At 62.2% G+C, this 25329-nt stretch carries 22 protein-coding genes and 1 riboswitch; of the genes, 11 read left to right on the top strand and 11 right to left on the bottom strand.

Features of this window, described 5'->3' with window-relative positions; genetic code table 11:
- Positions 1–15: 15 nt before the first annotated feature.
- From PQQ95_RS31390 to PQQ95_RS31375, 4 genes are all read right to left on the bottom strand, one after another.
- Positions 16–777 (bottom strand): molybdopterin-dependent oxidoreductase, encoded by a 762-nt coding sequence (locus PQQ95_RS31390; RefSeq protein ID WP_408444873.1) that lies wholly within the window; start codon positions 775–777, stop codon positions 16–18.
- A gap of 96 nt (positions 778–873) precedes the next feature.
- On the bottom strand, positions 874–1512 hold the full coding sequence (locus tag PQQ95_RS31385) for a cytochrome b/b6 domain-containing protein (protein WP_408444844.1): 639 nt from the start codon (positions 1510–1512) through the stop codon (positions 874–876).
- Between the two features lie 45 nt (positions 1513–1557).
- Positions 1558–2388, bottom strand: a complete 831-nt coding sequence (locus tag PQQ95_RS31380; RefSeq protein ID WP_408444841.1) for a DUF1223 domain-containing protein — start codon at positions 2386–2388, stop codon at positions 1558–1560.
- A 202-nt stretch (positions 2389–2590) separates the two neighbouring features.
- Positions 2591–3070, bottom strand: a complete 480-nt coding sequence (locus PQQ95_RS31375) for a hypothetical protein (protein ID WP_408444838.1) — start codon at positions 3068–3070, stop codon at positions 2591–2593.
- Between the two features lie 535 nt (positions 3071–3605).
- Between PQQ95_RS31375 and PQQ95_RS31370 the strand changes: the two genes are divergently transcribed.
- The 5 genes from PQQ95_RS31370 (at position 3606) to PQQ95_RS31350 (ending at position 10386) form a co-directional block, all read left to right on the top strand.
- Entirely contained in the window at positions 3606–4016 is a 411-nt protein-coding gene (locus tag PQQ95_RS31370) for a GreA/GreB family elongation factor (RefSeq protein WP_408444836.1), read from the top strand.
- Between the two features lie 153 nt (positions 4017–4169).
- A riboswitch (TPP riboswitch) is annotated at positions 4170–4288 on the top strand.
- A 178-nt stretch (positions 4289–4466) separates the two neighbouring features.
- Positions 4467–6398, top strand: coding sequence for a phosphomethylpyrimidine synthase ThiC (gene thiC, locus PQQ95_RS31365; protein ID WP_408444834.1), 1932 nt, complete (start codon positions 4467–4469; stop codon positions 6396–6398).
- Positions 6399–6727: 329 nt separating this feature from the next.
- Positions 6728–7240 carry a hypothetical protein gene (locus PQQ95_RS31360; protein WP_408444832.1) on the top strand — a complete coding sequence of 171 codons (513 nt, stop codon included), beginning with the start codon at positions 6728–6730 and terminating at the stop codon, positions 7238–7240.
- A 254-nt stretch (positions 7241–7494) separates the two neighbouring features.
- Positions 7495–9093, top strand: coding sequence for an L-lactate permease (locus tag PQQ95_RS31355; RefSeq protein ID WP_408444830.1), 1599 nt, complete (start codon positions 7495–7497; stop codon positions 9091–9093).
- A gap of 366 nt (positions 9094–9459) precedes the next feature.
- On the top strand, positions 9460–10386 hold the full coding sequence (locus PQQ95_RS31350; RefSeq protein WP_408444827.1) for a DMT family transporter: 927 nt from the start codon (positions 9460–9462) through the stop codon (positions 10384–10386).
- A 598-nt stretch (positions 10387–10984) separates the two neighbouring features.
- Here PQQ95_RS31350 and PQQ95_RS31345 read toward each other — a convergent pair.
- Entirely contained in the window at positions 10985–11140 is a 156-nt protein-coding gene (locus PQQ95_RS31345; protein ID WP_408444825.1) for a hypothetical protein, read from the bottom strand.
- Between the two features lie 190 nt (positions 11141–11330).
- Positions 11331–12551, bottom strand: a complete 1221-nt coding sequence (bamC, locus tag PQQ95_RS31340) for an NlpB/DapX family lipoprotein (RefSeq protein WP_408444822.1) — start codon at positions 12549–12551, stop codon at positions 11331–11333.
- Between the two features lie 458 nt (positions 12552–13009).
- Between bamC and PQQ95_RS31335 the strand changes: the two genes are divergently transcribed.
- From PQQ95_RS31335 to PQQ95_RS31325, 3 genes are all read left to right on the top strand, one after another.
- Entirely contained in the window at positions 13010–13474 is a 465-nt protein-coding gene (locus PQQ95_RS31335) for a DUF2844 domain-containing protein (RefSeq protein WP_408444820.1), read from the top strand.
- 54 nt (positions 13475–13528) lie between these two features.
- The gene (locus PQQ95_RS31330) at positions 13529–14800 is read left to right on the top strand and encodes a DUF3443 domain-containing protein (protein WP_408444817.1); all 1272 of its coding nucleotides are present in this window, start codon (positions 13529–13531) and stop codon (positions 14798–14800) included.
- A 258-nt stretch (positions 14801–15058) separates the two neighbouring features.
- The gene (locus PQQ95_RS31325; protein WP_408444814.1) at positions 15059–16930 is read left to right on the top strand and encodes a glycosyl transferase family 1; all 1872 of its coding nucleotides are present in this window, start codon (positions 15059–15061) and stop codon (positions 16928–16930) included.
- 216 nt (positions 16931–17146) lie between these two features.
- Here the strand turns inward: PQQ95_RS31325 and PQQ95_RS31320 are convergent, their stop codons facing one another.
- On the bottom strand, positions 17147–17707 hold the full coding sequence (locus PQQ95_RS31320) for a hypothetical protein (RefSeq protein ID WP_408444811.1): 561 nt from the start codon (positions 17705–17707) through the stop codon (positions 17147–17149).
- A 389-nt stretch (positions 17708–18096) separates the two neighbouring features.
- On the opposite strand from PQQ95_RS31320, the gene PQQ95_RS31315 reads away from it, so the two are divergent.
- Complete coding sequence (locus tag PQQ95_RS31315) at positions 18097–18759, top strand: cadmium resistance transporter (RefSeq protein ID WP_408444809.1); 663 nt, start codon at positions 18097–18099, stop codon at positions 18757–18759.
- 168 nt (positions 18760–18927) lie between these two features.
- Here PQQ95_RS31315 and PQQ95_RS31310 read toward each other — a convergent pair whose 3' ends face one another.
- Positions 18928–19257, bottom strand: a complete 330-nt coding sequence (locus PQQ95_RS31310; RefSeq protein ID WP_408444807.1) for a hypothetical protein — start codon at positions 19255–19257, stop codon at positions 18928–18930.
- Between the two features lie 282 nt (positions 19258–19539).
- On the opposite strand from PQQ95_RS31310, the gene PQQ95_RS31305 reads away from it, so the two are divergent.
- Both PQQ95_RS31305 and leuA read left to right on the top strand, forming a co-directional pair.
- Entirely contained in the window at positions 19540–20409 is an 870-nt protein-coding gene (locus tag PQQ95_RS31305; RefSeq protein WP_408444805.1) for a class I SAM-dependent methyltransferase, read from the top strand.
- A gap of 322 nt (positions 20410–20731) precedes the next feature.
- The gene (leuA, locus tag PQQ95_RS31300; RefSeq protein WP_408444802.1) at positions 20732–22450 is read left to right on the top strand and encodes a 2-isopropylmalate synthase; all 1719 of its coding nucleotides are present in this window, start codon (positions 20732–20734) and stop codon (positions 22448–22450) included.
- A 414-nt stretch (positions 22451–22864) separates the two neighbouring features.
- On the opposite strand, the gene PQQ95_RS31295 is transcribed toward leuA, so the two are convergent.
- The 3 genes from PQQ95_RS31295 to PQQ95_RS31285 are packed head-to-tail and all read right to left on the bottom strand — an operon-like array spanning position 22865 to position 25120.
- A complete protein-coding gene (locus tag PQQ95_RS31295) occupies positions 22865–23638 on the bottom strand; it encodes an amino acid ABC transporter ATP-binding protein (protein ID WP_408444801.1) in 774 nt (257 codons plus the stop codon).
- Positions 23638–24315 carry an amino acid ABC transporter permease gene (locus tag PQQ95_RS31290; protein WP_408444799.1) on the bottom strand — a complete coding sequence of 226 codons (678 nt, stop codon included), beginning with the start codon at positions 24313–24315 and terminating at the stop codon, positions 23638–23640. Before PQQ95_RS31290 ends, PQQ95_RS31295 begins: the two co-directional genes overlap by 1 nt.
- A gap of 22 nt (positions 24316–24337) precedes the next feature.
- Positions 24338–25120: an amino acid ABC transporter substrate-binding protein gene (locus tag PQQ95_RS31285; protein ID WP_408444797.1), complete on the bottom strand. Its 783-nt coding sequence runs from the start codon at positions 25118–25120 to the stop codon at positions 24338–24340.
- Between the last annotated feature and the right edge of the window lie 209 nt (positions 25121–25329).

Here is a 25329-nt window from a genome sequence, read left to right as displayed (position 1 = left end):
GGCGACCCGCGCGCGTCAGGAGCCTCCGAACCAGTTGTAGCCCTGGTCGACCCAATAGCCGCCGGGGAACGTGTTGGTGACGAACATCTCGACGATGTGCTTCGGATTCTTGTAGCCGAGCTTGGTCGGCATGCGCAGCTTCATCGGGAAGCCGTATTTCGCGGGCAGACGCTCGCCGTCGTACGAGAACGTGAGCAGCGTTTGCGGATGCAGTGCGGTAGGCATGTCGATGCTTTCGTAGTAGTCGTCGGCACATTTGAAGCCGACGTACTTCGCGCTCGTGTCCGCGCCGATGCGCCGCAGAAAATCGGCAAACGGCGTACCGCCCCAGCGGCCGATCGCGCTCCACCCTTCCACGCAGATATGCCGCGTGATCTGCTCGGCATGCGGCAGCGCGTACAACTCGGGCAAGGTCCAGACACGCTGACCGGTGACGAGGCCGCTGATCTTCAGTTTGTAGCCGGCGGCGTTCACCTCCGGCACGTCGTCGATGCCGTAGAACGCGTTGAATGGAAATGGCCGCGTGATCTGCGCTTCGGTGTAGGTCGGCGCGAGTTGCTTCGGATCGAACAACGCGGCTTGCGCGCGGTCGTTCAGGTGCGATACGGCCGTCAGGAATGCGTTGACCGAGTCGTTGTCCGTGAGCGAGCAGCCCGTCAGCATCGACAGGCCGCCGAGCGTCAGAAGCCGCTTGCCGAACAGACGCCGTGACGGCATCGCGAGTTCACGCCGGGCGTCGATCAGGATCGAGTCGCGGTCGAGCTTATTGTCGGGCATGGCGGCAAGTTTTCGATCGGGTTGTGTATCGGGTTGTGCGTCGGGTCGGGTCATGATTCGATATCCTTAGGCTTTGCGTATCCGTGCCTCGGCCGTTTAACGTCCGCGCAGCATCGCCAGCAGCGAGCGCGGCACGAGGGCCACCATCACCAGATGCACGGCAATGAACGCAGCCATCAGCGACATGGCGCAAAAGTGCACGATGCGTGCGTTGTCGTAGCCGCCCATCAGTTCGCGCAGCAGCGGAAACTGCACCGATTTCCAGATCGCGAGGCCCGAGAGCACCAGCACGATCAGATCGCAGACGACAAACAGATAAGCGAATTTCTGCACCGCGTTGTAGATCCGCAGATCGGCGTGCGAGAGCTTGCCGGTCAGCGCGGCGATGAAGTCGTGCAACACAGCGCGCGGCGAGACCGGCAGGAACTTGCGCATGAAGCGCCCGCTGGCCAGATTCAGCGCGAGATACAGCAGCCCATTGAAGACCAGCAGCCACATCGCCGCGAAGTGCCATTGCAGCGCGCCGCCCAGCCAGCCGCCGAGCGTGATCGCCGGCGGAAACGTGAAGCCTTTGAAGATCGGCGAGGCGTCATAGATGCGCCAGCCGGACAGCATCATGAGGATGGCCGCGAGTGCGTTGAGCCAGTGCGTGACGCGTACCCACACCGGATGAATCGTGCCGCTCTCCGGCGTGGCAGGCGGAGCGGTTTCGCCAAGTGCATGAGGGGTAGCCATGAGAATCTCCGATGAAACAGGAAGCGCTGCGAGGTCGTCGCGCGATCAGTTGCAGGCAGCAAGTTCGCCCACTTGCAGCACGTCGCCGGTCGCCGCGTTTTCAACGAAGGCGACGACGCCGAAGTGGTCCGCCGGAGCGTTCGCATCCGCATCGTCGATACGGATATCCCGGCGGATTTGCGCATTGCCGGCAACCAGCGGCACAGGGCCGATCCATTGCCGCACGACGCGCTCGTGATGCAGCATTGCGCCGCTGTTTTCCCCCGCCCTGACCTGCGAGTTCAACGCGTTCTGGTAGACGGCGACGTAGGCATTCAGTGGGGTCGTGGTGTCGGCCGCCTTGCTGGTGAATTGCGCATCGACATTGAAGGCGCCCTTCGCCTGCGGTTTCAGTTCAAGCGCCACGTTCGCCTGCGCCGGTTCCGCAACGACCTGGCCGATGCGGCTCTGGAAACTTTCGCGTTGCGACCAGCTGCGCAGTTCGCGGCCCGATACGAAGATCTCGGGCGTGTAGATGGTGTGGCCGCCGGCAAGATCAGTAAGAGCTTGCTGACGCTCGGTAAAGCGATGTTGCGAGAAGCGGTCGGTCCAGCCGAGGCTATTCCAGTAGTCCACATGCAGCGCCAATGGCACGATGCTCTGGGTTGCACCCCTGTTTTTCCACTGGCTCAGCCAGTTGTCCGCGGGCGGGCAGCTGTTGCAGCCTTCGCTGCTGTAGAGCTCGACCAGCGCCACGCGGTGCGCCGGGCTGTGCGACGCGCACACGGCGCCGGCCGCGCTTGCAAGGCCGCTGGCAGAGAGGGTTGTTAGCGCTACGGCTAGCGCGATTGCGCGAGTGACATACCGATCGTCTCGGCGGGTTCGTGCGGTTTGCATGGCGTGCTCCATCAGGATCTGCACGTTTGTCGAACCACAAGACCGCTTATGACAGCCGATTCTGATTTTTTATTTTTGTCCGGATTGTTCGCTTACGGTCGAGACCGTTCCATGCTGTTTATTCCCGCGGGACGCGGGGTGTCTGTACGCTTGCGGGTGGGCCACCCCAAAGCACACCCCAAAGCGCCCCGTAAAGCGTGCCTCAGTCGTAACTCACGACAACCGTCACCCGGGTATCCTGCCCGGTATTCTTCGGTGCAAGCGACAACACCCCGCCATCGCGGCCAAGCCGGTAGTGGCCATCGCTGGCAGCACGAAACACACGCCCACGGCTGTCGACAAAGCGCTCGGCCAGCGCATCTCCGCGCGCATCACCGCTATGCGCCGTCGCGCCGCTGTTCACCTGAAGCGCGACATCGGCGCCCGTCGCTACGCCCGGCGCAGCGCTAAAGGTCAGCGTGACCGCTGAACCCGACTGCTCGAACCGCGCGCCCCTGGCATCGACACGCGCCCCGGCCGGCGCCACCGAAATCGCCAGTTGCGGCGCCACGATCGCCCCCGAAAAACTGATCGTTCCACCATTCGCGGCCACCGCCGGCATGGGCGCTGCAACCAGCGCGACCAGCATTGCCATCGCAGCTACCGCGCCGAGTGCCCCAAACTGCCCTGTTCCCGTTTTCATCAGCACATCTCCTTAAGCCGTCTCAAACCGCATCGCGCCATTGACGCGCTGCCCATCGCCGATCCTCGACTGGGCAACGGCCGCCCCTACAGGCGGATTAACGGCAGCGCCGCGACGGCCTTGAACGACTCAAACGACTCGATGCAATATCCGCGCGCCGCAGCGCGTATCCACGGCACCGTCCGGCTGCGGCGAAAGCAGCACCTGGCCGTGCTAACATTCACCTTTCGATTGCGTCGATTTAGCTTTCTTTTCGACGCCCACCCAAACCTCTCGCACGCTTCCGGCTACCCCAATGCGCGTTCCGTTCTTCCGAGCCCTCACCCGCTTGCGCCCCCGCCGCGCAACCGGCTGTGCGCGCGCGGACATCGCGACGCCCCACGCCGGCCAGCCGTCCCGAACGCTCCCGCTTCCCGCCGCCCGGCGCCCGATCTAACGCAGCTCCCCTCCATTGCCGGGGCCGCGTCGTCGGGCTCCGGGCCGATCTCATCCGCACGCTGTCCCCTTACATGCAGATCGAATTGGAGAACCCGTCATGAAAAAGACGAAAACCTGTTACCTCACCGAACTCGACGTCGCCCGCCTTGAAAAGCACGCGGCCGCGCCGGGCGCCGACGCCAAATTGCAAGACATGCTCGACGACGTCCTGGAACGCGCCGTGATCGTCGAATCGCGCGACATCCCCGCGAACATCGTCACGATGAATTCGCAGGCCACCCTGGTCGATGAAACCAGCGGCGAGCAGATGACCTGGACGGTTGTTTATCCGCCCAACGCCGACTTCGCGCAGGGCCGGCTGAATGTGTTTTCGCCGGCCGGTCTTGCGCTGCTCGGCGCCAAACGCGGCGACCGCATCCGCTTCACGCCGCCGAGCGGTACGGAGAAAGTGCTGAAGCTCGACAAGATCCTGTTTCAGCCCGAAGCCGCCGACGATTTCACGCTGTAAGCCGAAGCCATTCGCGACGCAGAACGCTGCGCCGCATCAACCCCGGCAGCCCTATCACATCAAGAATAGTGCGCGGCTGACGGGTGTTATCTCCGACATCCGACTTTTTCAAGACGGGTTGCCAAGCAGCGCCCGGGCGGTGTATCGTGTGCGCTGCTAACGCGGGGGTCCTGCGTAGCACGGAGGTTGGAGGTCCGTGTTGCGTGGGTGAGAAATACCCTTTGAACCTGATCTGGATAATGCCAGCGCAGGGAAGCGTACGGATTTCGCACCTGGTCTACCGTTTCATCTCTCGCGAATTCCGACAACTTCCGTCTCGTCTCCTGCTTAGCGGCCCCACACTGGGACCGGAGTGAGTGCTTGGCACCCGCTCTCGTCGACCGCAACACGTTGCATGGGACTGGAGTAAGGCGCTAAAGCGCCCACTCCGGTCGACAGAGGAGATAACGCATGAACGCCAACCCGAAGTTTCTTTCCGCCGACGCCCACGTCGATGCCGCCGCTGTTGCGCCGCTGCCGAATTCCCGCAAGGTCTACGTGACCGGCTCGCGGCCCGATATTCGTGTGCCGATGCGCGAAATTACCCAGGCGGATACGCCGGATAGCTTTGGCGGCGAGAAGAATCCACCGGTCTTCGTCTACGATACGTCGGGCCCGTACTCCGATCCGGAAGCCAAAATCGACATCCGCGCCGGTCTGCCCGCGCTGCGTCAAGCCTGGATCGAAGAACGCGGCGATACCGAAGCACTGACGGGCCTGTCGAGCGACTTCAGCCGCGAACGCGCCGCCGACACCGCCACCGCCGATCTGCGTTTTCAGGGCCTGCACCGCACGCCGCGCCGCGCAATCGCCGGCAAAAACGTCTCGCAGATGCACTACGCGCGCAAAGGCATCGTCACGCCGGAAATGGAGTACATCGCGATTCGCGAGAATCAGCAACGCGCCGCGTATCTGGAGACGCTGAAGACGAGCGGCCCGAACGGCGAAAAGCTCGCCGCGATGATGGGCCGCCAGCATCCGGGCCAGGCGTTCGGCGCGAGCGCATTCGGTCCCGACGGCCTGAAGGAAATCACCGCGGAATTCGTGCGCGAAGAAGTCGCCCGTGGCCGCGCGATCATCCCGAACAACATCAACCACCCGGAAAGCGAGCCGATGATCATCGGCCGTAACTTCCTCGTGAAGGTGAATGCGAACATCGGCAATTCGGCGGTGACGTCCTCCATCGGCGAAGAAGTCGACAAGATGACGTGGGCGATCCGCTGGGGCGGCGACACGGTGATGGATCTCTCCACCGGCAAGCACATTCACGAAACGCGCGAGTGGATCATCCGCAATTCGCCGGTGCCGATCGGCACAGTGCCGATTTACCAGGCGCTGGAAAAGGTCAACGGCAAGGCTGAAGACCTGACGTGGGAAATCTTCCGCGACACGCTGATCGAACAGGCCGAGCAAGGCGTCGACTACTTCACGATTCACGCGGGCGTGCGTTTGCAATACGTGCCGCTGACGGCCAAGCGCATGACCGGTATCGTCTCGCGCGGCGGCTCGATCATGGCGAAGTGGTGCCTCGCGCACCACAAGGAAAGCTTCCTGTTCGAGCACTTCGAAGACATCTGCGAAATCATGAAGGCGTATGACGTGGCCTTCTCGCTCGGCGACGGTCTGCGTCCCGGCTCGATCTACGATGCGAACGACGAAGCGCAACTCGGCGAACTGAAGACGCTCGGCGAACTCACGCAGATCGCGTGGAAGCACGACGTGCAAACGATGATCGAAGGCCCGGGCCACGTGCCGATGCAACTGATCAAGGAGAACATGGATCTGCAACTGGAATGGTGTGACGAAGCGCCGTTCTACACGCTGGGACCGTTGACCACCGACATCGCACCGGGCTACGACCACATCACGTCGGGCATTGGCGCAGCAATGATCGGCTGGTTTGGCACGGCGATGCTCTGCTACGTCACGCCGAAGGAACACCTTGGGCTGCCGAACAAGGACGACGTCAAGACCGGCATCATCACGTACAAGCTCGCCGCGCACGCCGCCGATCTGGCGAAGGGCCATCCGGGCGCGCAGGTGCGTGACAACGCCTTGTCGAAGGCGCGTTTCGAATTCCGTTGGGAAGACCAGTTCAATCTCGGTCTCGACCCGGACAAGGCACGCGAATTCCACGACGAAACCCTGCCGAAGGATTCGGCCAAGGTCGCGCACTTCTGTTCGATGTGCGGCCCGCACTTCTGCTCGATGAAAATCACCCAGGACGTGCGCGAATTCGCCGCCCAACAAGGCCTCTCCGACGACGACGCGCTGAAGAAAGGCATGGAAGTGAAGTCGATCGAGTTCATGAAGAAAGGCGCTGAGATTTATCAGCGGCAGTAAGGTAACGATCGCGGGCGCATGAAAATGCGTCCGCCATTCGAGCCTTCTGCATCACGGCATTGCAGCACCCAAGCCTGCCACTGGCGGGCTTTTGCGTTTCCGCGGACGGGGTGACGTATTTAATGCCGGACACCCCTTGCAAACATGACGAATCGACCGGTAAATGAAGCAGCTGCGGAGACGACCGGCACGACGCCGGTCACCCCGCAAAAGCGCTGCAATAAGGTGAAATAAGCCGTTACGGTTTTGCAATCCTGCTGGCGCCATGGCGGGGTAAGCTCAAGCATTACGCCCCGGATGGCGGCGTCCGATGTAAACAGGAGCGCGTCATGAAGTCCCCCGTCATCAACTCTCTTCGCGCAATCAGCCAGCGTCTGCCGCGCGGCTTGCCGCGTCTTTCTCAAACCGGCATCGCGCTAGCCGGCGCGGCCTGCGTACTGACGCTGTCGGGCTGCTACTACCCTTACGGCTACTATCCAGGCTACTACCCGTATTACGCCTATGGCACGGTCCCGGCCAATGGCGTTCAGCAGGATGTCCCCGTTGGGACGGCCGGCGATTCGGCCAGCTCGCAACAGCAGCAGGCGCAAGCTGAAGCGGCACAGCAGGCGCGAGCCAATTCGCAATCCCAGCCGCCGTCCTACGCGGTCGCTCAGCCACCCCCGCCCGTGTACGTTGCACCGGCCTATCCCGCCTACTATCCACCGCCGGTCTATCCGGCCTATCCCGCTTATTACGGCTACCCGGGCTGGTACGGGCCATCGGTCTCGATCGGCTTCGGTTTCGGCGGCTATTGGGGAGGCGGCCACGGCGGCTGGGGTGGCCATGGCCACTGGCACTGAATCTCGCCGCCGAATCATGCCGCGACGATGCCGGCACACAGGACGCGGCGCTCCCTTCTCCCCTGCGCCCGTACTTTCCCTTCTTGACGCGCGCCAACCGGGCCCTATGCTTGGGAAAGCCACACGCAGTACCCGTTTAAATAAGCGACCCGGCACGTCTTCGACGCGCCGCCGGCGCCCATCCGTCCTGCCAGAGCGACGCGCCCCGTAGTGCGTAGTCCCGCGTCGAATCGAACAACAACGAAGGAGACGTGATGTTTCACCAACTACTCACTCCAGTCGGCAATTCGCTATTGCTCTCGTTCCTCGTCGCTGCCTTACCGATCATTGTCGTGTTGCTGTTGCTCGGCTGGGCGCGCCGGCCGGCCTGGGAGGCGTCGCTGGCGGGCCTCGTCGTCGGGCTGATTGTCGCGATCTTCGTCTGGCAGTTTCCGGTCGGACTCGCGGCCGCTTCGGTCGCCAACGGCGCGGTATTCGCGTGCTGGCCGGTGATGTGGATCGTGTTCGCCGCGATCCTGCTCTACAACATCTCGCAGCGCTCGGGCCGCTTCGCGGCCTTCCGCATGTGGATGATCGATAACCTGCCGAACGATCGCCGCGTCGTGCTGGTCGTGATCGGCTTTTCGTTCGGCGCGCTGCTCGAAGGGATTTCCGGCTTCGGCACGCCGGTCGCCATCACCAGTTCGTTGCTGATCCTGCTCGGTTTTCCCACCCTCGAAGCGCTCACCTTCACACTCATCTTCAACACCGCGCCGGTCGCGTTCGGCGCGCTCGGCGTACCGATTACCGTGCTCGGCGCGGTCACGCACCTGCCAGCCGATTCGCTCGCCAAGATGGTCGGCCGCCAGTTGCCGTTCTTTGCCTTTCTCCTGCCGTTCTATGTGATCGGCGTCTATGCGGGCTTTCGTAACATGTTGCGCGTGTGGCCGGTCCTGCTCGTGTCGGGTGCGAGCTTCGCGCTGACACAGTTCGTCGCGTCGAATTACGTGAACTACAGCCTGACCGACGTGTTGTCGTCGATGGTGTCGCTGATTCTCACCATCGCGTTCCTGCGGGTCTGGAAACCCGCCGTCGATCCGAAGTTCGCGATCAACATCGATCGCGTGGGCGAGGTGCGCGGCAAGATCAGCGGCGGCCAGGGCTGGTACCCGTGGATCATCGTCTCGGCGGTGGTGATCGTCTGGACCATCGCCAAAATCTTCCTGATCGGCGACGTCAAGGTCGCGTGGCCGGGCCTCGACAAGGCCGTGTTCATCACGCTGTACAACACGCCGTACGGTGCGGTGTGGGACTTCCAGCCGCTCGCTACCGGCACGGCGATTCTGGTGGCCGCCATCATCACGGCGCTCGTGACGGGTCTGGGCGCACGCGAATTCGGCAAGGCCATTGCCGACACGTGGGTCCAGACGCGCATCGCCATTCTGACAGTGGCGACCATCGTCGCGCTCGCCTATCTGATGAACTATTCGGGGCTCACCTATACGCTCGGTCTCGGCGCCGCGTCGGTCGGACCGTTCTTTCCGCTGGTGTCGGCGTTCCTTGGCTGGGTCGCGGTGTTCCTGTCCGGCAGCGACACCTCGGGCAACGCGCTGTTCGGCAACCTGCAGGTGGTTGCAGCCCATCAGCTGAACCTGAACCCGATCCTGATGGCGGCGACCAATTCGTCAGGCGGCGTGATGGGCAAGATGATCTCGCCGCAAAACATCTCGACCGGCGTGGCGACGACGGACCTCAAGGGCAAGGAGGGTGTCGTGTTCGCCAGGACCTTCAAGCATTCGATTCTGCTGACGGTGATCCTCGGCGTGCTGGTGTGGGTGCAGCAAAACTTCCTGCAGGGGATGATCCCGCACTGACGCATTCCGGGCCCATCGACGTAACGGCGCGCACTGGCTCCTTCCTCGCAGCGGCCGCTTGCGCGCGCCGTTATGTCGATGGGCCTGATTACCGGTGCGCTGCCGCAATATAATTCACGCCCTGCAGTTGCCGGCCCCGCCGGGCCTGCAACTGCGTCCTCACACCGCCAATCTCATCGTAATTTTTCTCACATTAGCGTGAGAATTGCTCGTTTTGCAGCCGACCCGGCTGCGCTTACGATGACGACTATCAGACGCCCCTCATCTCCCGGATCTTGCCGTTTCATTCCACCCTGAAACGTTTCGCGCAATCGCGCTGCTAGGATGCATTGGCGTCTCGACTCAACCGCGCGGGATGCCACGATAATGAACGCCAAAAACCTGCTGCAATTGCTGATCCTCGCCGCCCTATGGGGCGCCTCGTTTCTGTTTATCCGTGTAGGCGTGACCGACTTCGGCGTCGCGCCGCTGATGGCGTTGCGCGTTGGCATTGGCGCTGCCTTTCTGGCGATCGTGCTGGTCACACGGCGGCCGCTGCGCCAGTCCGCCACGATTCTGCGCACACGCGCCTTTCCGCTGCTGGTGGTCGGTATCCTGAACTCGGCGGCGCCGTTCTGCCTGTTTGCGTATGCCGAGCTGACGCTGTCGGCGGGCGTGACGTCCGTGATCAATGCGACTACGCCGCTATGGGGCGCGCTCGTCGGCTTCCTGTGGCTGCGCGACCGTCTGAGCGCGCTGCGCACACTCGGGCTTGTGATCGGTTTTCTCGGCGTCCTGATGCTGGTGTGGGATCAGATTGCCACACCGGACGGCTCCGCCGCCACGCCGTTGACTACCGCACTCGCGGCGGCCGCCGCCCTCGGCGCTACGCTGCTTTACGGCATCGCCGCCAACTACACGAAGCGCCACCTGACCGGCGTCGACGCCTTGACCGTCGCGACCGGCACGATGACCGGTGCGACCCTCGTGCTGCTGCCGCTCGCCGTGATCTACTGGCCGGCCGCGCCGATCTCGCTGCACGCATGGGGCGCGGTCATCGCGCTGGGTATCGCGTGTACCGGCGTCGCTTACATGCTGTTCTTCCATCTGATCGCGGTCGCCGGGCCGGCACGCGCGATTACGGTGACCTTCGTGATTCCGATCTTTGGCATTCTGTGGGGCGCCTTGTTTCTCGGCGAAACCGTATCGCCGGGCATGCTCGAAGGCTGCGGCGTGATTCTCGTCGGCACCGCGCTTGCCACCGGCGTCATCAAACGTCTGCCGTGGGTCGGTCCGCGCCGCGCCGATACCTGAAAGCCGCCTCGAGCCGCCTCGCGCGATCCGTTCGGGGCGACCCGCTTCTCGCCCCGGCGAAGGCCGCGCCAGTCACTAACACCCTTCCTTCGCGCGACGCTTCCTTCAGCGTCGCCGCTTATTCTTCCGGCACCAGCCGTCTCGCCGGCGGCATGACAATCAATTTCAAAATCCAAAAAAATAGCCCGCACTCCGTTTGGAGTGCGGGCGAAACCGTCGCCCTACGAGGATAGGCGACGGGGCCACCGAGGCCGCGCGCCACGCGCGCAGGCCATCATCGGGCTAAGCACCGGTTCATTCGCCGGTGCTGAAAGGGTCTGGGAATCGCCGATTGGAAACTTGCCGCAACCTCATGTCGGATGTTACAAATCCGGCCCCATGAGTCTTTAAAAGCAGCTTGCGTGCCAGTTATAGCGATTTGCAAGAAAATGTTCGCAAATCGTTGATTTTTATCATATTTTTTATCACCGAAAGGATATTGAAAGGATCTAAAAAAGGGGATTCGCGAGTTACGTCACCGGGGTAACGTCACGTTACATGCGACCGCACAGCGACGATCGCGGGGGACTCGCTTCATGCGTTTGAAGCGAGTCGACCGTCAGCGCACCGGCCATTTCGTGCGTTGCGCACCGGTATGCCGGAGTCGCAAACCCGTTGGCCGCCGCGTCTCACGCGGCGCCAGGGCCGCGCCACAGATGAGTGCCAGGACGAGCAAGCTCGCCGCCCACATCCAGTAAGGAATCACGTCGAACATGGCCATCTCCCGTTGAGCGCCGGTTCATACCGGTGTTTCAGACGGCAAGCAAAAGACGTGCAAGCCGCAGCAGCGGTCAAAGGCTTGCCGCGCCAAGGACAAATCAAGGGCGTAAAAAAACCCGCCCGGACTGCCTCCGGGCGGGTTTTCTGACAACGTTCGATGCCTGGCTACGGCTTCGTTCAGTGTTTCAGTGCAACTGGTCGACCATCAGACCCATGATCTGCTTGGCCTGCGGGCTCTGATCGATAGAGCCCTTGTCGTCGACCACCGCCACACGGGTCTGGTCAGGCGTCACCGCGCGCACGTTCACCAGATACTGCTTGGCGATCTTTTCCTTCTTGCCATGGAACACCTGGCTCCAGAAGCCTTGCTCCGCCGACGTCAGATCCTTCGGATCAACATAGCGCACAAAGTACAAACCGCGGGTTGCATCGCGATCGTCGACCGTGAAGTTGCTGCGGTCGAGCGCGAGGCCCACGCGCAGCCACGCACGGTCATACGGCTCGCTGAGCGTCAGCTCGGTGGACGAGAACTGTGCCGACGTGGTGTTTGCCGCGTCATCCGGCATGGGCGCTTGTGCCGACAGCGCCACGTTTTGCGCCGCCGTTGCCGCAGCCGCCGACTTCGCACCTGCCGTTGCCGCGTTCGGCGCCGTTTGCGCCCCCGCCGGCGAAAGCTCGGCCGTTTGCGTATTGCGCGAATCGGCCAACGCCAGGGCTGCCATCAACCGCTTCAGGTACTCCTGTTCGAGACCCGGATCATTGGGCTTGGCTTCCCACTTGGTCGAATCGTTGTTCGTGCCGGTGATCGCCTCGCGCATGCCCTTCTGGCTGATGAACACGTAGGTGCCGCCGTTCGGCGCCGCTTCGAGACGCGTGCGGTACTTGTTGCGCTCGGAACTCACGTAGCTGTTGCCCATTGCCTTGGACAACGTGTCGCGGATCAGGCCGTCGTTGATCTGCGCGTGCGTTTCATTCCAGTCCGTTTCCATCACGCCCTTGTCGCGCTGGTCGACCACCAGCAGGAAGCCCTGTTCCTGCCAGAAACGGCGGATCTGCGCCCATGCCTGGTCGGGCGCCTTGTTGTCGATTACGAGCCAGCTTTCCGTACCGTCGCGCTGGATGTGCATGCCGTTCACCGCCGGCACCACCGTCAGCGTGTTGGCGGCCGGTGCTTGCGCCTGGACCTGCTTGAGCGTGGACAGCGAGGTTTCGCCGCCTTGCGGGGGCAACGAACGCTGATCGGACGTCTCATCGATCATGTTCGGCGGTACAGCAAGTGACACCTGCTTCGACTTCGAGTCGCTTTTGTAGTCGATTTTGGTCGGCGACGAGGTACCGCAGCCGGCGACCAGACCGCCTGCCATCAGCATTACTGCAAACCGCTTGGTAAGACGAAGATCAGTCATGTTCGGGGAATCCTTCCGCTACGCCACGGCAAGTTTCCGTGGATCAACCCAACATTTTACCGATCCCGGCGGGACATGTGCAAAAACCGGGGTTTGCCCGTGAATTAAGTCGCGCGCGGATGGCAAAACGCGGGTGCGTTGGCGCGCGGCCAAGCCGCTGAACCGCGCCGGCTCGACGCGCTTCTCGTTGCCGAAAAGCACGTCGTTTTGCGGCAGCGATCGTCTCCTTCCTCGACAGATTTAACAGTTCACAACACTTCCCAAGCGCTCGTCAGGCGTGTCCTACTTCATTGTCAGACCATTGTTTTAAAAGACACTTTTCGCCTTCGTCACAGGCTATTTTCGAGATTCCCTGAAGCGCCGGACGCCGCGCCTGACAACGATCGGGAAACCCGAGTGTTATCTTGAATTGGACGTCTCAATAAAGATTGAGCGCGCCAACTACGAGCCAGGTTGCCATGCCAAATCCTTCTTTCTTATCGGCCTTCGCTGTCCCAGCCGTGGTGGCTTCTGTGCTGTGCGCCAGTGGCGGCGTGCGCGCCGAATTGGGCGGCACGATGCCCAGCCAGGCGAATTCGACGGCTGCGGCGCCCCGCATCCTGTTGAACGGTGCCTTACGCCTGCGCACGCTGACCGACGCGGGCAACACCACCCTCAACGAATACGCGACGAATAGCGGCCAGATCATCGCTTACACGTGGCAGGGCCCGACCATGCCGGACCTGCGCGCGCTGCTGGGAAAGTACGCCGACTCCTACTGGGCGGGTGCTGCCGCGTCGGCGCCGGACGGCAATCTGCATGCCTCGCGGGTGGTTCGCCCGGACGTGATCGTGGAATCCGGCGGTCCGATGCGCGGCTATGCAGGGCGCGCGTGGCTGCCAGCGGCGTTGCCGCCCGGTGTCACAGCCGCTGATTTCCACTGACGCCACGCGCACGCCAGCAGAACAGCGCCTCGACGATCGATTGCCGACAAGCTCATGAAGATTTCCTCTCATTTCCCTGCCCTGCTCCTCGTCTGCGCGGCGCTCGCCGGTTGCGGCGGCGGTAACGGTGACTCGTCACAGGCAGGGGCAGCCAGCCAGGCCAGCAGTCCGAGCGCCGCAAGCCCATCAGGCGCCAGCGCACCATCCGGGGACGCCGTCTCCAGCACAGCCACCTCCGTGCCGCAATCGAACACACCGAACGTCCAGCCGATCACGGTCAGCACCGCGCCGGGCCTGACGCGCAACATGCTGACGACCAGCGTCACCGTCTGCCAGACCGGCAGCAGCAACTGCGCGACGATCGACAATATTCAGGTCGACACAGGCTCGAACGGGCTGCGGATTCTCGCGTCTGCGTTACCGGCCAGCCTCCCGCTCGCGGCGGTGGGCTCGGGCAGCGGCGTGACGGGCGAATGCGCGGTATTCGGCGGCGGCTACACGTGGGGCGCGGTGCGCAGCGCGGACGTGCGCATGGCCGGCCAACTGGCCGCCTCGATTCCGATCCAGCTGATCGCCGACCCCGCGCTGCCCGATGTGCCCACCGACTGCGCCGGCGCCGGTCCGTCGATGCTGACTGTCGCGAGCCTGCGCGCCAACGGTATTCTCGGCGTCGGCCTGTTCGCCGCCGACTGCGGCAGCGGCTGCGTCAATACCGCGCTGCCCCGGTGGTACTACAGCTGCGACGCCAGCGGCGCCTGCCTCGCGAGTACGCAGGCGCTTGCACAGCAGGTGAGCAATCCGGTCAGCCGCTTCGCACTCGACAACAACGGCGTGGTGATCGACCTGCCGGCCATCGCCGATGCCGGCGCGGCCAGCGTGTCAGGCTCGCTGATCTTCGGCATCGGCACCCAGGCGAACAACACGCTCGGCGGCGCAAGTGTAGTCAAGACGAATCAGGTCACCGGGTATGTGGTCACCAGCAGCGCCGGCCAGACTTATTCGCAGAGCTACATCGACAGCGGCTCGAACGCCTTGTTTTTCAACAATACTCAGTTGCCGCAATGCGGTTACTGGTACTGCCCGAGCGCCACGCAAACAGCAAGCGCCTCCATCGTGGGCACCAATGGCGCGACCAGCACAGTGTCGTTCTCGATCGGCAATGCGACCACGTTATTCGCGTCGTCGAATAATGCGTTCAACAATCTGGCGGGCATTTCCGGTAACAGCTTTGGCTGGGGCTTGCCGTTCTTTTTTGGACGGCGGGTCTATACGGCGATCGCGTCGCGCGTGACGTCGGCCGGGCCAGGCCCGTATTACGCGTTCTGAGTGCTCGATGCCGGAATCCGCCTGCCGCGAACTGTGGCGCTGGGCGGGTTCGATCGAGTGTTCGAGCGGCCCTCTACCACTGCCAAACTCCCGCACCGAAACAGAACAACGCCGACAGGCCGATTCGAATTTCCCGCACGGAAAATTCCGAAACGCTCATCCCGGGCTTATTTGATACGCCCTGACTGTAATAATCGTCGTTTCCGGCTGGCGACGTCTCGATATCGTTAGTCCTGCATATCTAACACTAGCCAAACGATGGAAGTCACCTTTTCGCTCGACGATTTCGAGCAACTCGTCTATGCGCGGCAGCATACCCAGGCTTCCCTCCAGCTTGTCTCCGCCCTGGCGCTTCTCCATCAAACGCGCGGCGAGCTCGACGCGAACTTCCTGGCTTCGGGCATGACCGGCCTTTCTCCCGCAGAGCAACGCCTGCGTTTCTGCACCCGCCTGACAAGCGCCATGTCGACGTTGTTCGCCGACCCGGATTTCCGGCCACTCACCGAGTGCTTCAAACTATTTCTCACGCTCCATGAATGGTTCGGCATGCTGTTCTCGGCCACGCCACTCGGCAATGCGGACCACATCGCGCGTCATCTGAATCCCCGCGGCCCCGCAGACGCACAGTTTCTGCCGGGAGACAGCTTCATCGAGAAGCTCTGTTTGCTCTACTCGACCGAATCCGAACTGGAACTCGACCTCGCCGCGCTCTGGGCCTACGACAAAACCATCGCCGCCTGTCTCGCGCTCGTTTTGCTGGCGCCGGTGTTCAAGGGCTCGCCGAGCGCGCATCTCAAGCGTGAGGCGCTGCTGGAGTGGCTGCCGGGCAAGCTGCAGCAAATCGACGACCTCGACGATCTGCCGTCGGCCGTGCTGCACAACGCCTATATGTTCTGCAGCTACGCCGACACGCCGCGGCGGCATGCGATCAAACAGGACATCAATGTGCTGGTGCGCCGTAAGCTGAAGCAGCTCGGCCTGACCGACCTGCCCGCGCCGAAACCCGCACCGGTCAGCGGCAAACGCCGGCACGGCAAGAAACCCTTGATGGTGGTCGTGCTGGAGTGGTTCAGCGGCGCCCATTCGATCTACCGCACGCACTCGCGTACGCTCGAAGCCGCGCGCGAACATTTCGAGATCGTGGGCTTCGGCTTCGGTTACGCCGTCGACGAAGTGGGGCGGAACATCTTCGACCGCTTCATTGAACTGGAGCGGCCGGAATACATCGGCGAATGTCTGAAGACGATTCGCGACTTTGCCGAGGCCGAGCAGCCGGACGTGTTGTACATGCCGAGCGTCGGCATGTTCGTGCTGACGGTGTTCATGTCCAACCTGCGCATCGCGCCGCTGCAGATCGCGGCGCTCGGCCACCCCGCCACCACGCATTCCGACAGAATCGACTACATCAGCGTCGAAGAAGACTATGTCGGCGATCCGGCCTGCTTCAGCGAACGGCTGATGAAGCTGCCGAAAGACGGGCAACCGTACCGCCCGTCCGTCGCGCTGCCCGACATCGTCGCGCAGATTCCCTCGCTGCGCGAGACGCTGCAGGTCGTCATCACCGCCAGCGCGATGAAACTCAATCCCGGCTTTCTCGATGCGTGCCGCGAGATCGGCGCACGCGCCTCGGCGCCGGTCGAGTTTCACTTCATGAGCGGCGTACCGTCCGGTCTGCCATTCGACACGCTGCGCGACGCCGTCACGCGTGCGGTGCCGGGCGCCGTCGTGCACGATTTTCACGACTATGCCGCGTACCTGGCGCGCGTCAACCAGTCCGATCTGTTCCTCAGTCCGTTTCCGTTCGGTAATACCAACGGCATCGTCGACGCCTTGACGCTCGGTTTGCCCGGCGTATGCAAGCGCGGGCCGGAAGTGTTCGAGCAGATCGACGGCGCGTTGTTCGAGCGCGTGGGCATGCCGTCGTGGACCACCACGGACAGCGTCGGGGCGTATATCACAGCGGCTGTGCGAATGATCGACGAGCATGACGAGCGCGTAGCGCTGCGACAGCGCCTGATCGATACGCAGGCGGTGCAACGCTGCTTTGAGGGACGGCCGCAGGCCTTCGGCGAAAGCGTGCTGAAATTGATGCGCGAAGATAAAAGCCGCCTCGCGGATGGGGCGGCTTGAGGTTTGTGATTCGCTTTTGGCGGTTGGCTTTGGCGGTTGGCTTTGGGCGTTGTGCTTCGGGCTTCGGGCTTCGGGCTTCGGGCGTTAGCTGCTTGCGGCTTGCGGCTTGCGGCTTGCGGCTTGCGGCTTGCGGCTTGCGGCTTGCGGCTTGCGGCTTGCGGCTTGCGGCTGAGGATACGCTAGCGAAAGCCGGCTGAATTAGTTGCCGGCGCGGTTTTACTCGGCGGCTTCGCTGGCCGCGCCATCGGCCGGCGTGGCGAGCTTTGCCGGCGCCAACCAGCTGAATACGCTCAGTGAGGACCCGTGGAACACGCATTCGGCCGCCGCCGCGGTGTTGATCTTCTTCGGCTTCGCCGGTTTGAGCGACGCTGCATCGGCCCCGGAAGCAGCAAGGCTGGCCGAGGCGACCATCGCACCCGAAGCCGAAGCCGTCACGCCTGAGGCAGCCGCAGCGGCCGACGCCCCCTGCACCGCGGACGCCACGCGCACGCCCGAAGCCGGATGAGGCGCATTCGCCAGTCGCGCGGCGGAAGCCGCCGAGGCGGCCGCAACCTCCGACGCCGTCATTACATGCTCGATCGATCCTTCAACGACCACCCGCGAGCCATCGATGCCGGCGCCCGTATGAGCGATCTTCAGCGTATCCGGCGACGTTGCAGCCAGCTTGCTTCGCATCAACTGCTCGCATGCATCCGAGTTCTTGTAGACGGCCGTGCAGGCCGCCAGCAGCGCGACAGCGGTCGTGACACAGGCGATAGAGAGAATCCGAATCTTCATTGATGTTCCGTTTTGCAAGCCGTCGGCAATTGTAGCTTACGGGCTGATGGATCGGCATCGCCGCCGACCGCAGGCATTGGCATTCGCACTCGCACTGGCACTGGGACCAAGGACCGTGGAACTGGAACCAGAACTGAGACAAAGATTGGATTAGAGACCGGGACTGAAGCAGAGGCAGAGACAGAGACACCGAGACCGAAGCAAGACGCCACCGCACCAGAACGTTCCAAACCGCACACCGCCCAATACAAAGAGACTGCTTGACCTGGACGCCTTGCATCGGCATCGTGTTGACCGGCCGCCCTGCCTGCCGTGCGGCGCCTTTTCAGCTGTACCCACTTCATGGGTGCGGGCCCGTTTCCCCACTGCGCATCGACCGGTTTTCCCGCATGTTCAGCGTTGCCCTGCTCGCCGTCGCGGCTTACGCCGCCACCAATATCGACAACCTTTTCGTGCTGCTCGCCTTTCTTGCGGAAGCGGGCGGCCAGCGGCGTCGCGTGATCGCGGGGCAGTTTGCCGGTTCGGTGACCTTGATCGTGGGGTCGATTCTGCTCGCCGCGCTATTGACACGACTACCCGCCGGCTATGTCGGCCTGCTCGGCATCTTGCCGATCGGCGTAGGCTTGAGCAAAGCATCGACGCGCTTTCGTCCCGACAACCCAAGCGATGCCGGCAACACCAGCAACACCGATCAGGATCAAACGGCACACACCCCGGCCCACACGCGTTCACCAGCCACGCCGGCTACAGCCGCCGCAGGTTCGTCATGGTGGACAGTCGCCTGCGTGGCGGTCGCCAACGGCTCGGACAATCTCGCCATCTACGTGCCCTTGTACGCCAGTCATTCGCATAGTGAGGGCATGCTCATTTCGCTGGTGTTCGTCGTCATGATCGGCCTCTGGTGTGCGGGCGCGGCGTGGCTGGTCGAGCATCCGTTGCTGGGTGCGCCGATCCGGCGCTACGGGACCGCGTTGCTGCCGCTGGTTCTGTTGATCATTGGCATCTCGGTGATCGTGCAGAACGATACCTTGCGGATCGTGTTCGGTCTCTGAGACAAACGCGGAGCCGGCGATCCGGTCAACGAGTAATGGGATGTGCGCATGAGAAGGCGGCCCAGAGCCCGAAAGCCAGCACCCAAAAAGAAAACGCTACAGCCCATGCCGGGATGCGCTGCTATCAGCGCGCGATGCAGCACGACCGTCCATCACCCGCGCGAACACTCAATTCGACGGCATTTGCGGCTGCACGTAGGTGCGCAGACCGGCGAGCGGCGAACCGTAGCCACCCGCCTGGGTGTTATTCGGCAATCCATTGACCAGTTGTGCGCGCGGATCGGTCGGGTTCAGATTCAACTCGCCCGCCTGCTGGTTGCCGTGCGTCGGATATTCGCTGCCGCGCGCCGCGTTCGGCATCACGCGGGTACTGTTTTGCGGCGCGTTGATGTCGTCCTGCACGCTCAGGCCCTGAGCGCCAGCCTGCGCGGCGACGCTGCACGCGACCACGCACAGCAAGCCCCCCACTACTCTCGACGTCCTCGATGCTCGTTTCATACCAGCCTCCGGCAAAGTGAATTGAAAGGCGATCATGTCCGCAGTTCCAATACAGGCGCACGGTGCGCACGGCGGACGCTGATCACACCATTTATACGCGCTACTTCGTCCTTCGGATTCGGCTAGCTCTGCGCGCCCGTCACACAGGGGCTGCACAAGGGCTGAACTGGCGCACACCGGGAGCTGACTGAAGCCGCAGAGGCACGGCAAATACCACAGGCGCATATCGTTATACCGATTGGCGATTTCTTTCCAGGCGGATCGCGCCCGATAATAGGCGCCATGAACACCCACCCCACTCCCCAAGCCCGCGCGCTGCGTTCCACGCTCGCGGCACTGAGCGCGGCGCTGCTGCTGGCCGCCTGCGCCGCCCCGACGGCGTCGACCTCTTCCACGGCGGCAGATTCCGCCTCGCTCGATGCCGCTATTTCCGGACCGCAGCGTAGCGACAGGAACCGCGCACGCGACGTCTACCGCCATCCGAAGGAAACGCTGCAATTCTTCGGCGTAACGTCGTCGCAAACCGTGCTGGAGATCGCGCCCGGCGGCGGCTGGTACACGGAGATACTCGCGCCCTATCTGCACGATCACGGCACGCTGTACGAGGCACAGTATGACAGCCCGGACGCTGCGTCGGCGGCAGAAGAGCAGGCTGGCCGGGGGTCATTCGCGCGCAAGCTGGCGGCTACGCCGGCTGTCTACGGCAATGTGGTGGTCGGCACGCTTCGAGCGGGTCAGTTCAGCGGTTTTCCGGCCAATGGCAGCGTCGACCAGGTGCTGACCTTCCGCAATATCCACAACTGGATCAAGGATGGCCAGATCGACGCGAATCTGCGCGCCTTTTACGCGGCACTTAAGCCGGGCGGCATCCTCGGTGTCGAGGAACATCGCGCGGCGCCGGGCACTTCCTTGCAGCAGACCATCGACAGCGGCTATGTCACCGAAGCCTATGTCATCGAACACGCGCGCGCCGCAGGTTTCGAATTGGCCGGCCAAAGCGAGGTGAACAGCAATCCGCGCGACACGAAAAACTATCCGCACGGCGTGTGGTCGCTGCCGCCCACGTATGAAGGCCACGACGTCGATCGGGCGAAATACGCGGCGATCGGCGAATCGGATCGCATGACCTTGCGCTTCGTGAAACCCCGGTGACGGGCTTAACCGGCCGGGGTTCCCGCACGCGCCGGTCGGGATAAGCGCATCCGGCCGGTGCGTGCTTCGCCGCACCGCGCTTGACGCGGTCTCAATAATATGTTCCTATTGCGCACTATGTACCGCGCCCAGACCATCCTATCGCTACTACTAGCCCGCTCTACCGGGCTAGGTCTGCTGCTGCGCGCTTCCATCTGATACACCCGAAGCACCGCTCAATTCCCCAGTAACTGACCCAGCCCCGGTTTCCGACCGGCGGCCATGCTTTATCTTTTTGTCGTCCGGTCGACACCCAGGTTGATCGATCCCAAGGATGATGAAAATGTTGAAGAACCCTGCTACCAAGTACCACTCGTTCAAGCCCATCAATTTGACGGACCGCCAGTGGCCGTCGCGCGTCATCACGCGTGCGCCGATCTGGATGAGTACCGACCTGCGCGACGGCAACCAGGCGCTGTTCGAGCCGATGAACGCGCAACGCAAGATGCGCATGTTCAAGACGCTGGTGCAGATCGGCTTCAAGGAAATTGAAGTCGCCTTCCCGTCTGCCTCGCAGACCGACTTCAATTTCGTGCGTGAGTTGATTGAAGGCGGGCACATTCCCGACGACGTCACTATCGAAGTGTTGACGCAAGCACGCGACGACCTGATCGAACGCACCTTCGAATCCTTGCGTGGCGCACCGCGCGCTATCGTTCATCTGTACAACGCCACCGCGCCGGAATTCCGCCGCATCGTGTTTGGCCTCGAAAAGAGCGGTGTCAAGGAACTCGCGCAAAACGCCGCGCGTACGATGAAGCGTCTCGCCGACGCCACGCCGGAAACGCACTTCACGCTGCAATACAGCCCGGAAGTATTCAGCGGCACTGAACTCGAATTCGCCAAGGAAGTCTGCGACGCCGTGTTCGACATCTGGCAACCGACACCCGAGCACAAAGCCATCGTCAACCTGCCCGCTACCGTCGAAATGGCGACGCCGAATGTCTACGCGGACCAGATCGAATGGATGCATCGCAATCTCGCGCGGCGCGATTCGTTGATCGTTTCCGTGCATCCGCATAACGACCGGGGCACGGCCGTGGCTGCCGCGGAACTGGCGGTGATGGCGGGCGCGGATCGTGTCGAAGGGTGTTTGTTCGGCAATGGCGAACGTACCGGCAATGTGGACCTCGTGACGCTCGCGTTGAATCTGTACACGCAAGGTGTCGATCCTGAACTCGATTTTTCGAATATCAACGAAGTCGCGCGTACCGCGGAGGAATGCACGCAGTTGCCGGTGCATCCGCGTCATCCGTATGTCGGCGATCTCGTGTTCACCGCGTTCTCCGGTTCGCATCAGGATGCGATCAAGAAGGGTTTTGCCGTGCAGAAACCGGATGCGGTATGGGAGGTGCCTTATATGCCGATCGATCCGAGCGATCTCGGGCGCACCTATGACTCAGTGATTCGGGTGAATAGCCAGTCCGGCAAGGGGGGTATTGCTTACCTGCTCGAGCAGGGTTATGGGGTTGTTTTGCCGCGCCGTCTGCAGGTCGATTTCAGCTCGGCTGTGCAGCGCTTTACCGATGATAGCGGGCAGGAAGTGACGCCGTCGCAGATCTGGGAGTTGTTCCAGCAGGAGTATGTGCAGAGTGCTGAGCCGATTCGCTATGTTGGGCATAGTCTCTCCGAGCGGGGCGATCGGGAACATATCAAGCTGACTGTTGAGATTAATGGCTCGCGGCGCGTGTTGAGTGGTGAAGGGAATGGGCCGCTCGATGCGTTGATGCATGCTTTGGAGGTGCCGGTGCGGATTCAGCACTATGAGGAGCGGGCGCTGGCTCAGGGTGCGGATGCGCGGGCTGTTGCTGTCGCTGAAATGGCGGGGGCGGATGTGGCTGGGAGTGCGTTTGGGGTGGGGATTGATGCTAATTTGGTGACTGCGTCTATTCGGGCTGTTATTAGTGGGGTTAATCGGGCTTATGGGCGGGTTGGGGGTGAGGCTCAAGAGCGGTTTTTTGAGGTTGCATTCAGCGATGACGCGGAGCGGGTGGTGGTTTGAGAGTTTTTGCTTTTTTTCGAGGGTCGGCTCTTTTGGGGTTTCCTTGAATTGGTAGTGGTTTATTAGTGTTGCCCCTGTCCCCGCACACCTGTTACCTATGTCTCCGGTCCATACACCGCTGCAAAGAGAAGTAGGCAAGAGAAAGCAGCTCACACCGCTAATGCTAAGCGGGGATCGCGGCCTGCAATGGGTAGTGGTGCATCTGGAATCTGTGCCCTCGCACATTTAGCGCTAGTGACAAGGGTGTCATACCTCCCGACTCGCACTGCGTGCTCGTCGGAAGAGCTTGCTGGAAAACCAGTGGGGAAGTTTTGGGCTGTTCTACATTTTTCTTGGGGGCGCTGCGGCGCCCCTCTTTTTTGCGCCTCTGGAGATGGATAGGCAAATTCCTGCTTTCGCCTTACCCTCTCCTTGTCAGCTCCGCTCTGTCCATGTGTCCGGCAAGCTGTGCGTCAGCGTCGATACGAAGCGCTCGGTTTCTGGTTGGCGCGGATTCATGAAAATGTCTCGCGATGGGCCCGCTTCGACCACCACGCCGTTGTTCAGAAACACCACGTCTCGCGCAATCGTCGCGGCTAAACGCAAATCATGCGTCGCCATCAACATCGTCATGCCTTCCGTCGCAAGCTGCTTGAGGACGTCTACGACCTCCGCTGCCAATCCGGGATCGAGTGCAGAGGTGGGCTCGTCGCACAACAATACTTCCGGTGATGGAGCCAACGCCCGGGCTATGGCTACGCGTTGCTGCTGGCCACCTGACAGTGTCGAGGGCCATGCGTCCGCTTTCTGCGCGATGCCGACTTTCTCCAGCAATTCGTCCGCACGTACGCGCGCTTTTTCCTTGTCCCACTTCTGGACGGTCAGCAGGCCTTCCATCACGTTCTGTCGTACCGTCAAATGCGGAAACAACTGGAAATTCTGAAATACCATGCCGGTGCGGCGGCGAATCGTCAGCACCGCCTCGCGCGATGGCTTGCGATCGCGGCTGAATTCGAGGCGCTGATCGCCAAGCTCAAGCGAGCCGGCCTCCGGGATTTCCAGCAGATTCACGCAGCGCAGAAGCGTACTCTTGCCGCTGCCAGATGGGCCAATCAGTGCCGTGACGTTACCTGAGGCGAGGCGCAGGTCCACCGAATTCAACACCCGGTTCTCGCCGAAGTACTTGTCGATTTTTTCCAGTCGAATCATCAGTTACCCGCATGGAAAAGGGCGTGACGGCCGAACTTGCGCTCGAGCCGGACTTGCGCCGACGACAATACCGAACTGAACACGAGATAAACCAGCGCCGCCTCCGTGTAGAGAATCAACGGTTCATAAGTGACCGACGCGATCCGCTGCGCCGCCTGAAACACCTCAGGGACGGTCAGCACCGCGGCGAGCGAGGTGTCCTTCACCAATGCAATGAACGAGTTCGACAGCGGCGGCAACGCGACACGCGCCGCTTGCGGCAAGATCGCGCGGCGCAGCGCCTGCTCACGCGTCATACCCATCGAGTACGCCGCTTCCCACTGACCCTTCGGAATCGACTCGATCACGCCGCGTATCACTTCGGAGTTATACGCGCCGACATTAAGCGAAAAACCGATGATGGCCGCCGTCAACGGATCGAGCACGATGCCCACGTTCGGCAATCCGTAGAAAATCACGAACAGTTGCACCAGCAACGGTGAACCGCGAAATAGCCACACGTAGAAGCGCACGCACGCGACCGCCCATCGCGGCCCGAACAGGCGGACCAGCGCGACGAGAAACGCCAGCGCGATCCCGATCGCGAACGATGCCAGCGTGAGCGGCACAGTAAAGACAAGCCCCGCATACAGGAGGGGCCACAGCGACTGCGCCATCAGATGCAACCATGCCGGCATGATTCAGACTCGCAGATGACGCTTATTGGGAAACGTCTTTACCGAAGTACTTCTGCGAAATCTTCGCGTAAGTGCCGTCTTTCCTGATGTCGGCGAGCGCCTTGTTAATGGCTGCCTGCAGCTCCGGGCTGCCCTTGCGGATCAGCACCGCGGACTTGTCGCTGCTGTCGGCCGACGTATCGAGCGCGGCGATCTTCACCTTCGCGTCCGGCTTGTGTTTCTTGAAGTCGAGGAACGACAGCGAATCGTTGACGGTCGCGTCGACGCGGCCCGAAGTCAACAGGTCGATCGATTCATTGAAGCCTTGTACAGGGATGACCTCGGCGCCGTGCGCGGCCGCGATCTTGCCGAAGTTGCTGGTCAGCGTATTCGCCGACTTCTTGCCCTTCAGGTCGTCGAAGGTCTTGATCGTGGTGTTGTTCGACGCCACGATCAGCGCGGCGTGCGAGGTGATGTACGGGTCGGAGAAATCGTATTTCGCCTTGCGGGCGTCGGTGACGGCGACTTCGTTGATCACGGCGTCGTAGCGATTCACATCGAGACCGGCGATCAGACCGTCCCATTTGCCTTCGACGAATTGCGGCTTGACGCCCAGGCGCTGCGCGATCGCCGTGCCGATCTCGACGTCGAAGCCGGTCAACTTGCCGGATTCGTCGTGGTACGTGAACGGTGCATAAGTGCCTTCGGTGCCGATCTTGAACACGCCTGCGGACTTGATCTGCGCGAGCTCATCAGCGGCGAATGCCGGGCTCAGGGTCACCGCTTGCAGCAGTGCGATCAGTAGAATGGAACGAATCGACTTCATCAGGTGGCTCCGTAAGGTTTGCTACGTCAGTTGCATGGTTTTGTGTACGGCATTCCGCGGGCGCTCAAACCCGGCAGAGTGGGCGGACTGTAGCAAACGGTCTGCATTTTTACAAAGGATCAGGTTTCCGATCAATATGCGCTTGCGTGCTAAGCGGGCAGCCAGAACGTCTCATATAGCGCCGGACTCGACTTTACAGCAGATATGGG

It is taken from the genome of Paraburkholderia caffeinilytica (genome assembly GCF_046030355.1).
GTDB classification, from domain to species: domain Bacteria; phylum Pseudomonadota; class Gammaproteobacteria; order Burkholderiales; family Burkholderiaceae; genus Paraburkholderia; species Paraburkholderia caffeinilytica_B.
The sequence above is the reverse complement of the archived record's forward strand: the minus strand, read 5'-3'. Positions and strand labels throughout refer to the sequence as shown.

Excerpts from the sequence above, each read along its gene's own strand:
- PQQ95_RS31350 (WP_408444827.1), top strand. The coding sequence starts at position 9,460 with ATGAACGCCAAAAACCTGCTGCAATTGCTGATCCTCGCCGCCCTATGG.
- PQQ95_RS31380 (WP_408444841.1), bottom strand. The coding sequence starts at position 2,388 with ATGCAAACCGCACGAACCCGCCGAGACGATCGGTATGTCACTCGCGCA.
- PQQ95_RS31325 (WP_408444814.1), top strand. The coding sequence starts at position 15,059 with ATGGAAGTCACCTTTTCGCTCGACGATTTCGAGCAACTCGTCTATGCG.
- PQQ95_RS31305 (WP_408444805.1), top strand. The coding sequence starts at position 19,540 with ATGAACACCCACCCCACTCCCCAAGCCCGCGCGCTGCGTTCCACGCTC.
- PQQ95_RS31330 (WP_408444817.1), top strand. The coding sequence starts at position 13,529 with ATGAAGATTTCCTCTCATTTCCCTGCCCTGCTCCTCGTCTGCGCGGCG.
- bamC (WP_408444822.1), bottom strand. The coding sequence starts at position 12,551 with ATGACTGATCTTCGTCTTACCAAGCGGTTTGCAGTAATGCTGATGGCA.
- PQQ95_RS31390 (WP_408444873.1), bottom strand. The coding sequence starts at position 777 with ATGCCCGACAATAAGCTCGACCGCGACTCGATCCTGATCGACGCCCGG.
- leuA (WP_408444802.1), top strand. The coding sequence starts at position 20,732 with ATGTTGAAGAACCCTGCTACCAAGTACCACTCGTTCAAGCCCATCAAT.
- PQQ95_RS31310 (WP_408444807.1), bottom strand. The coding sequence starts at position 19,257 with ATGAAACGAGCATCGAGGACGTCGAGAGTAGTGGGGGGCTTGCTGTGC.
- PQQ95_RS31370 (WP_408444836.1), top strand. The coding sequence starts at position 3,606 with ATGAAAAAGACGAAAACCTGTTACCTCACCGAACTCGACGTCGCCCGC.
- PQQ95_RS31345 (WP_408444825.1), bottom strand. The coding sequence starts at position 11,140 with ATGTTCGACGTGATTCCTTACTGGATGTGGGCGGCGAGCTTGCTCGTC.
- PQQ95_RS31335 (WP_408444820.1), top strand. The coding sequence starts at position 13,010 with ATGCCAAATCCTTCTTTCTTATCGGCCTTCGCTGTCCCAGCCGTGGTG.
- PQQ95_RS31385 (WP_408444844.1), bottom strand. The coding sequence starts at position 1,512 with ATGGCTACCCCTCATGCACTTGGCGAAACCGCTCCGCCTGCCACGCCG.
- PQQ95_RS31315 (WP_408444809.1), top strand. The coding sequence starts at position 18,097 with ATGTTCAGCGTTGCCCTGCTCGCCGTCGCGGCTTACGCCGCCACCAAT.
- PQQ95_RS31320 (WP_408444811.1), bottom strand. The coding sequence starts at position 17,707 with ATGAAGATTCGGATTCTCTCTATCGCCTGTGTCACGACCGCTGTCGCG.
- PQQ95_RS31295 (WP_408444801.1), bottom strand. The coding sequence starts at position 23,638 with ATGATTCGACTGGAAAAAATCGACAAGTACTTCGGCGAGAACCGGGTG.
- PQQ95_RS31285 (WP_408444797.1), bottom strand. The coding sequence starts at position 25,120 with ATGAAGTCGATTCGTTCCATTCTACTGATCGCACTGCTGCAAGCGGTG.
- PQQ95_RS31290 (WP_408444799.1), bottom strand. The coding sequence starts at position 24,315 with ATGCCGGCATGGTTGCATCTGATGGCGCAGTCGCTGTGGCCCCTCCTG.
- thiC (WP_408444834.1), top strand. The coding sequence starts at position 4,467 with ATGAACGCCAACCCGAAGTTTCTTTCCGCCGACGCCCACGTCGATGCC.
- PQQ95_RS31375 (WP_408444838.1), bottom strand. The coding sequence starts at position 3,070 with ATGAAAACGGGAACAGGGCAGTTTGGGGCACTCGGCGCGGTAGCTGCG.
- PQQ95_RS31355 (WP_408444830.1), top strand. The coding sequence starts at position 7,495 with ATGTTTCACCAACTACTCACTCCAGTCGGCAATTCGCTATTGCTCTCG.
- PQQ95_RS31360 (WP_408444832.1), top strand. The coding sequence starts at position 6,728 with ATGAAGTCCCCCGTCATCAACTCTCTTCGCGCAATCAGCCAGCGTCTG.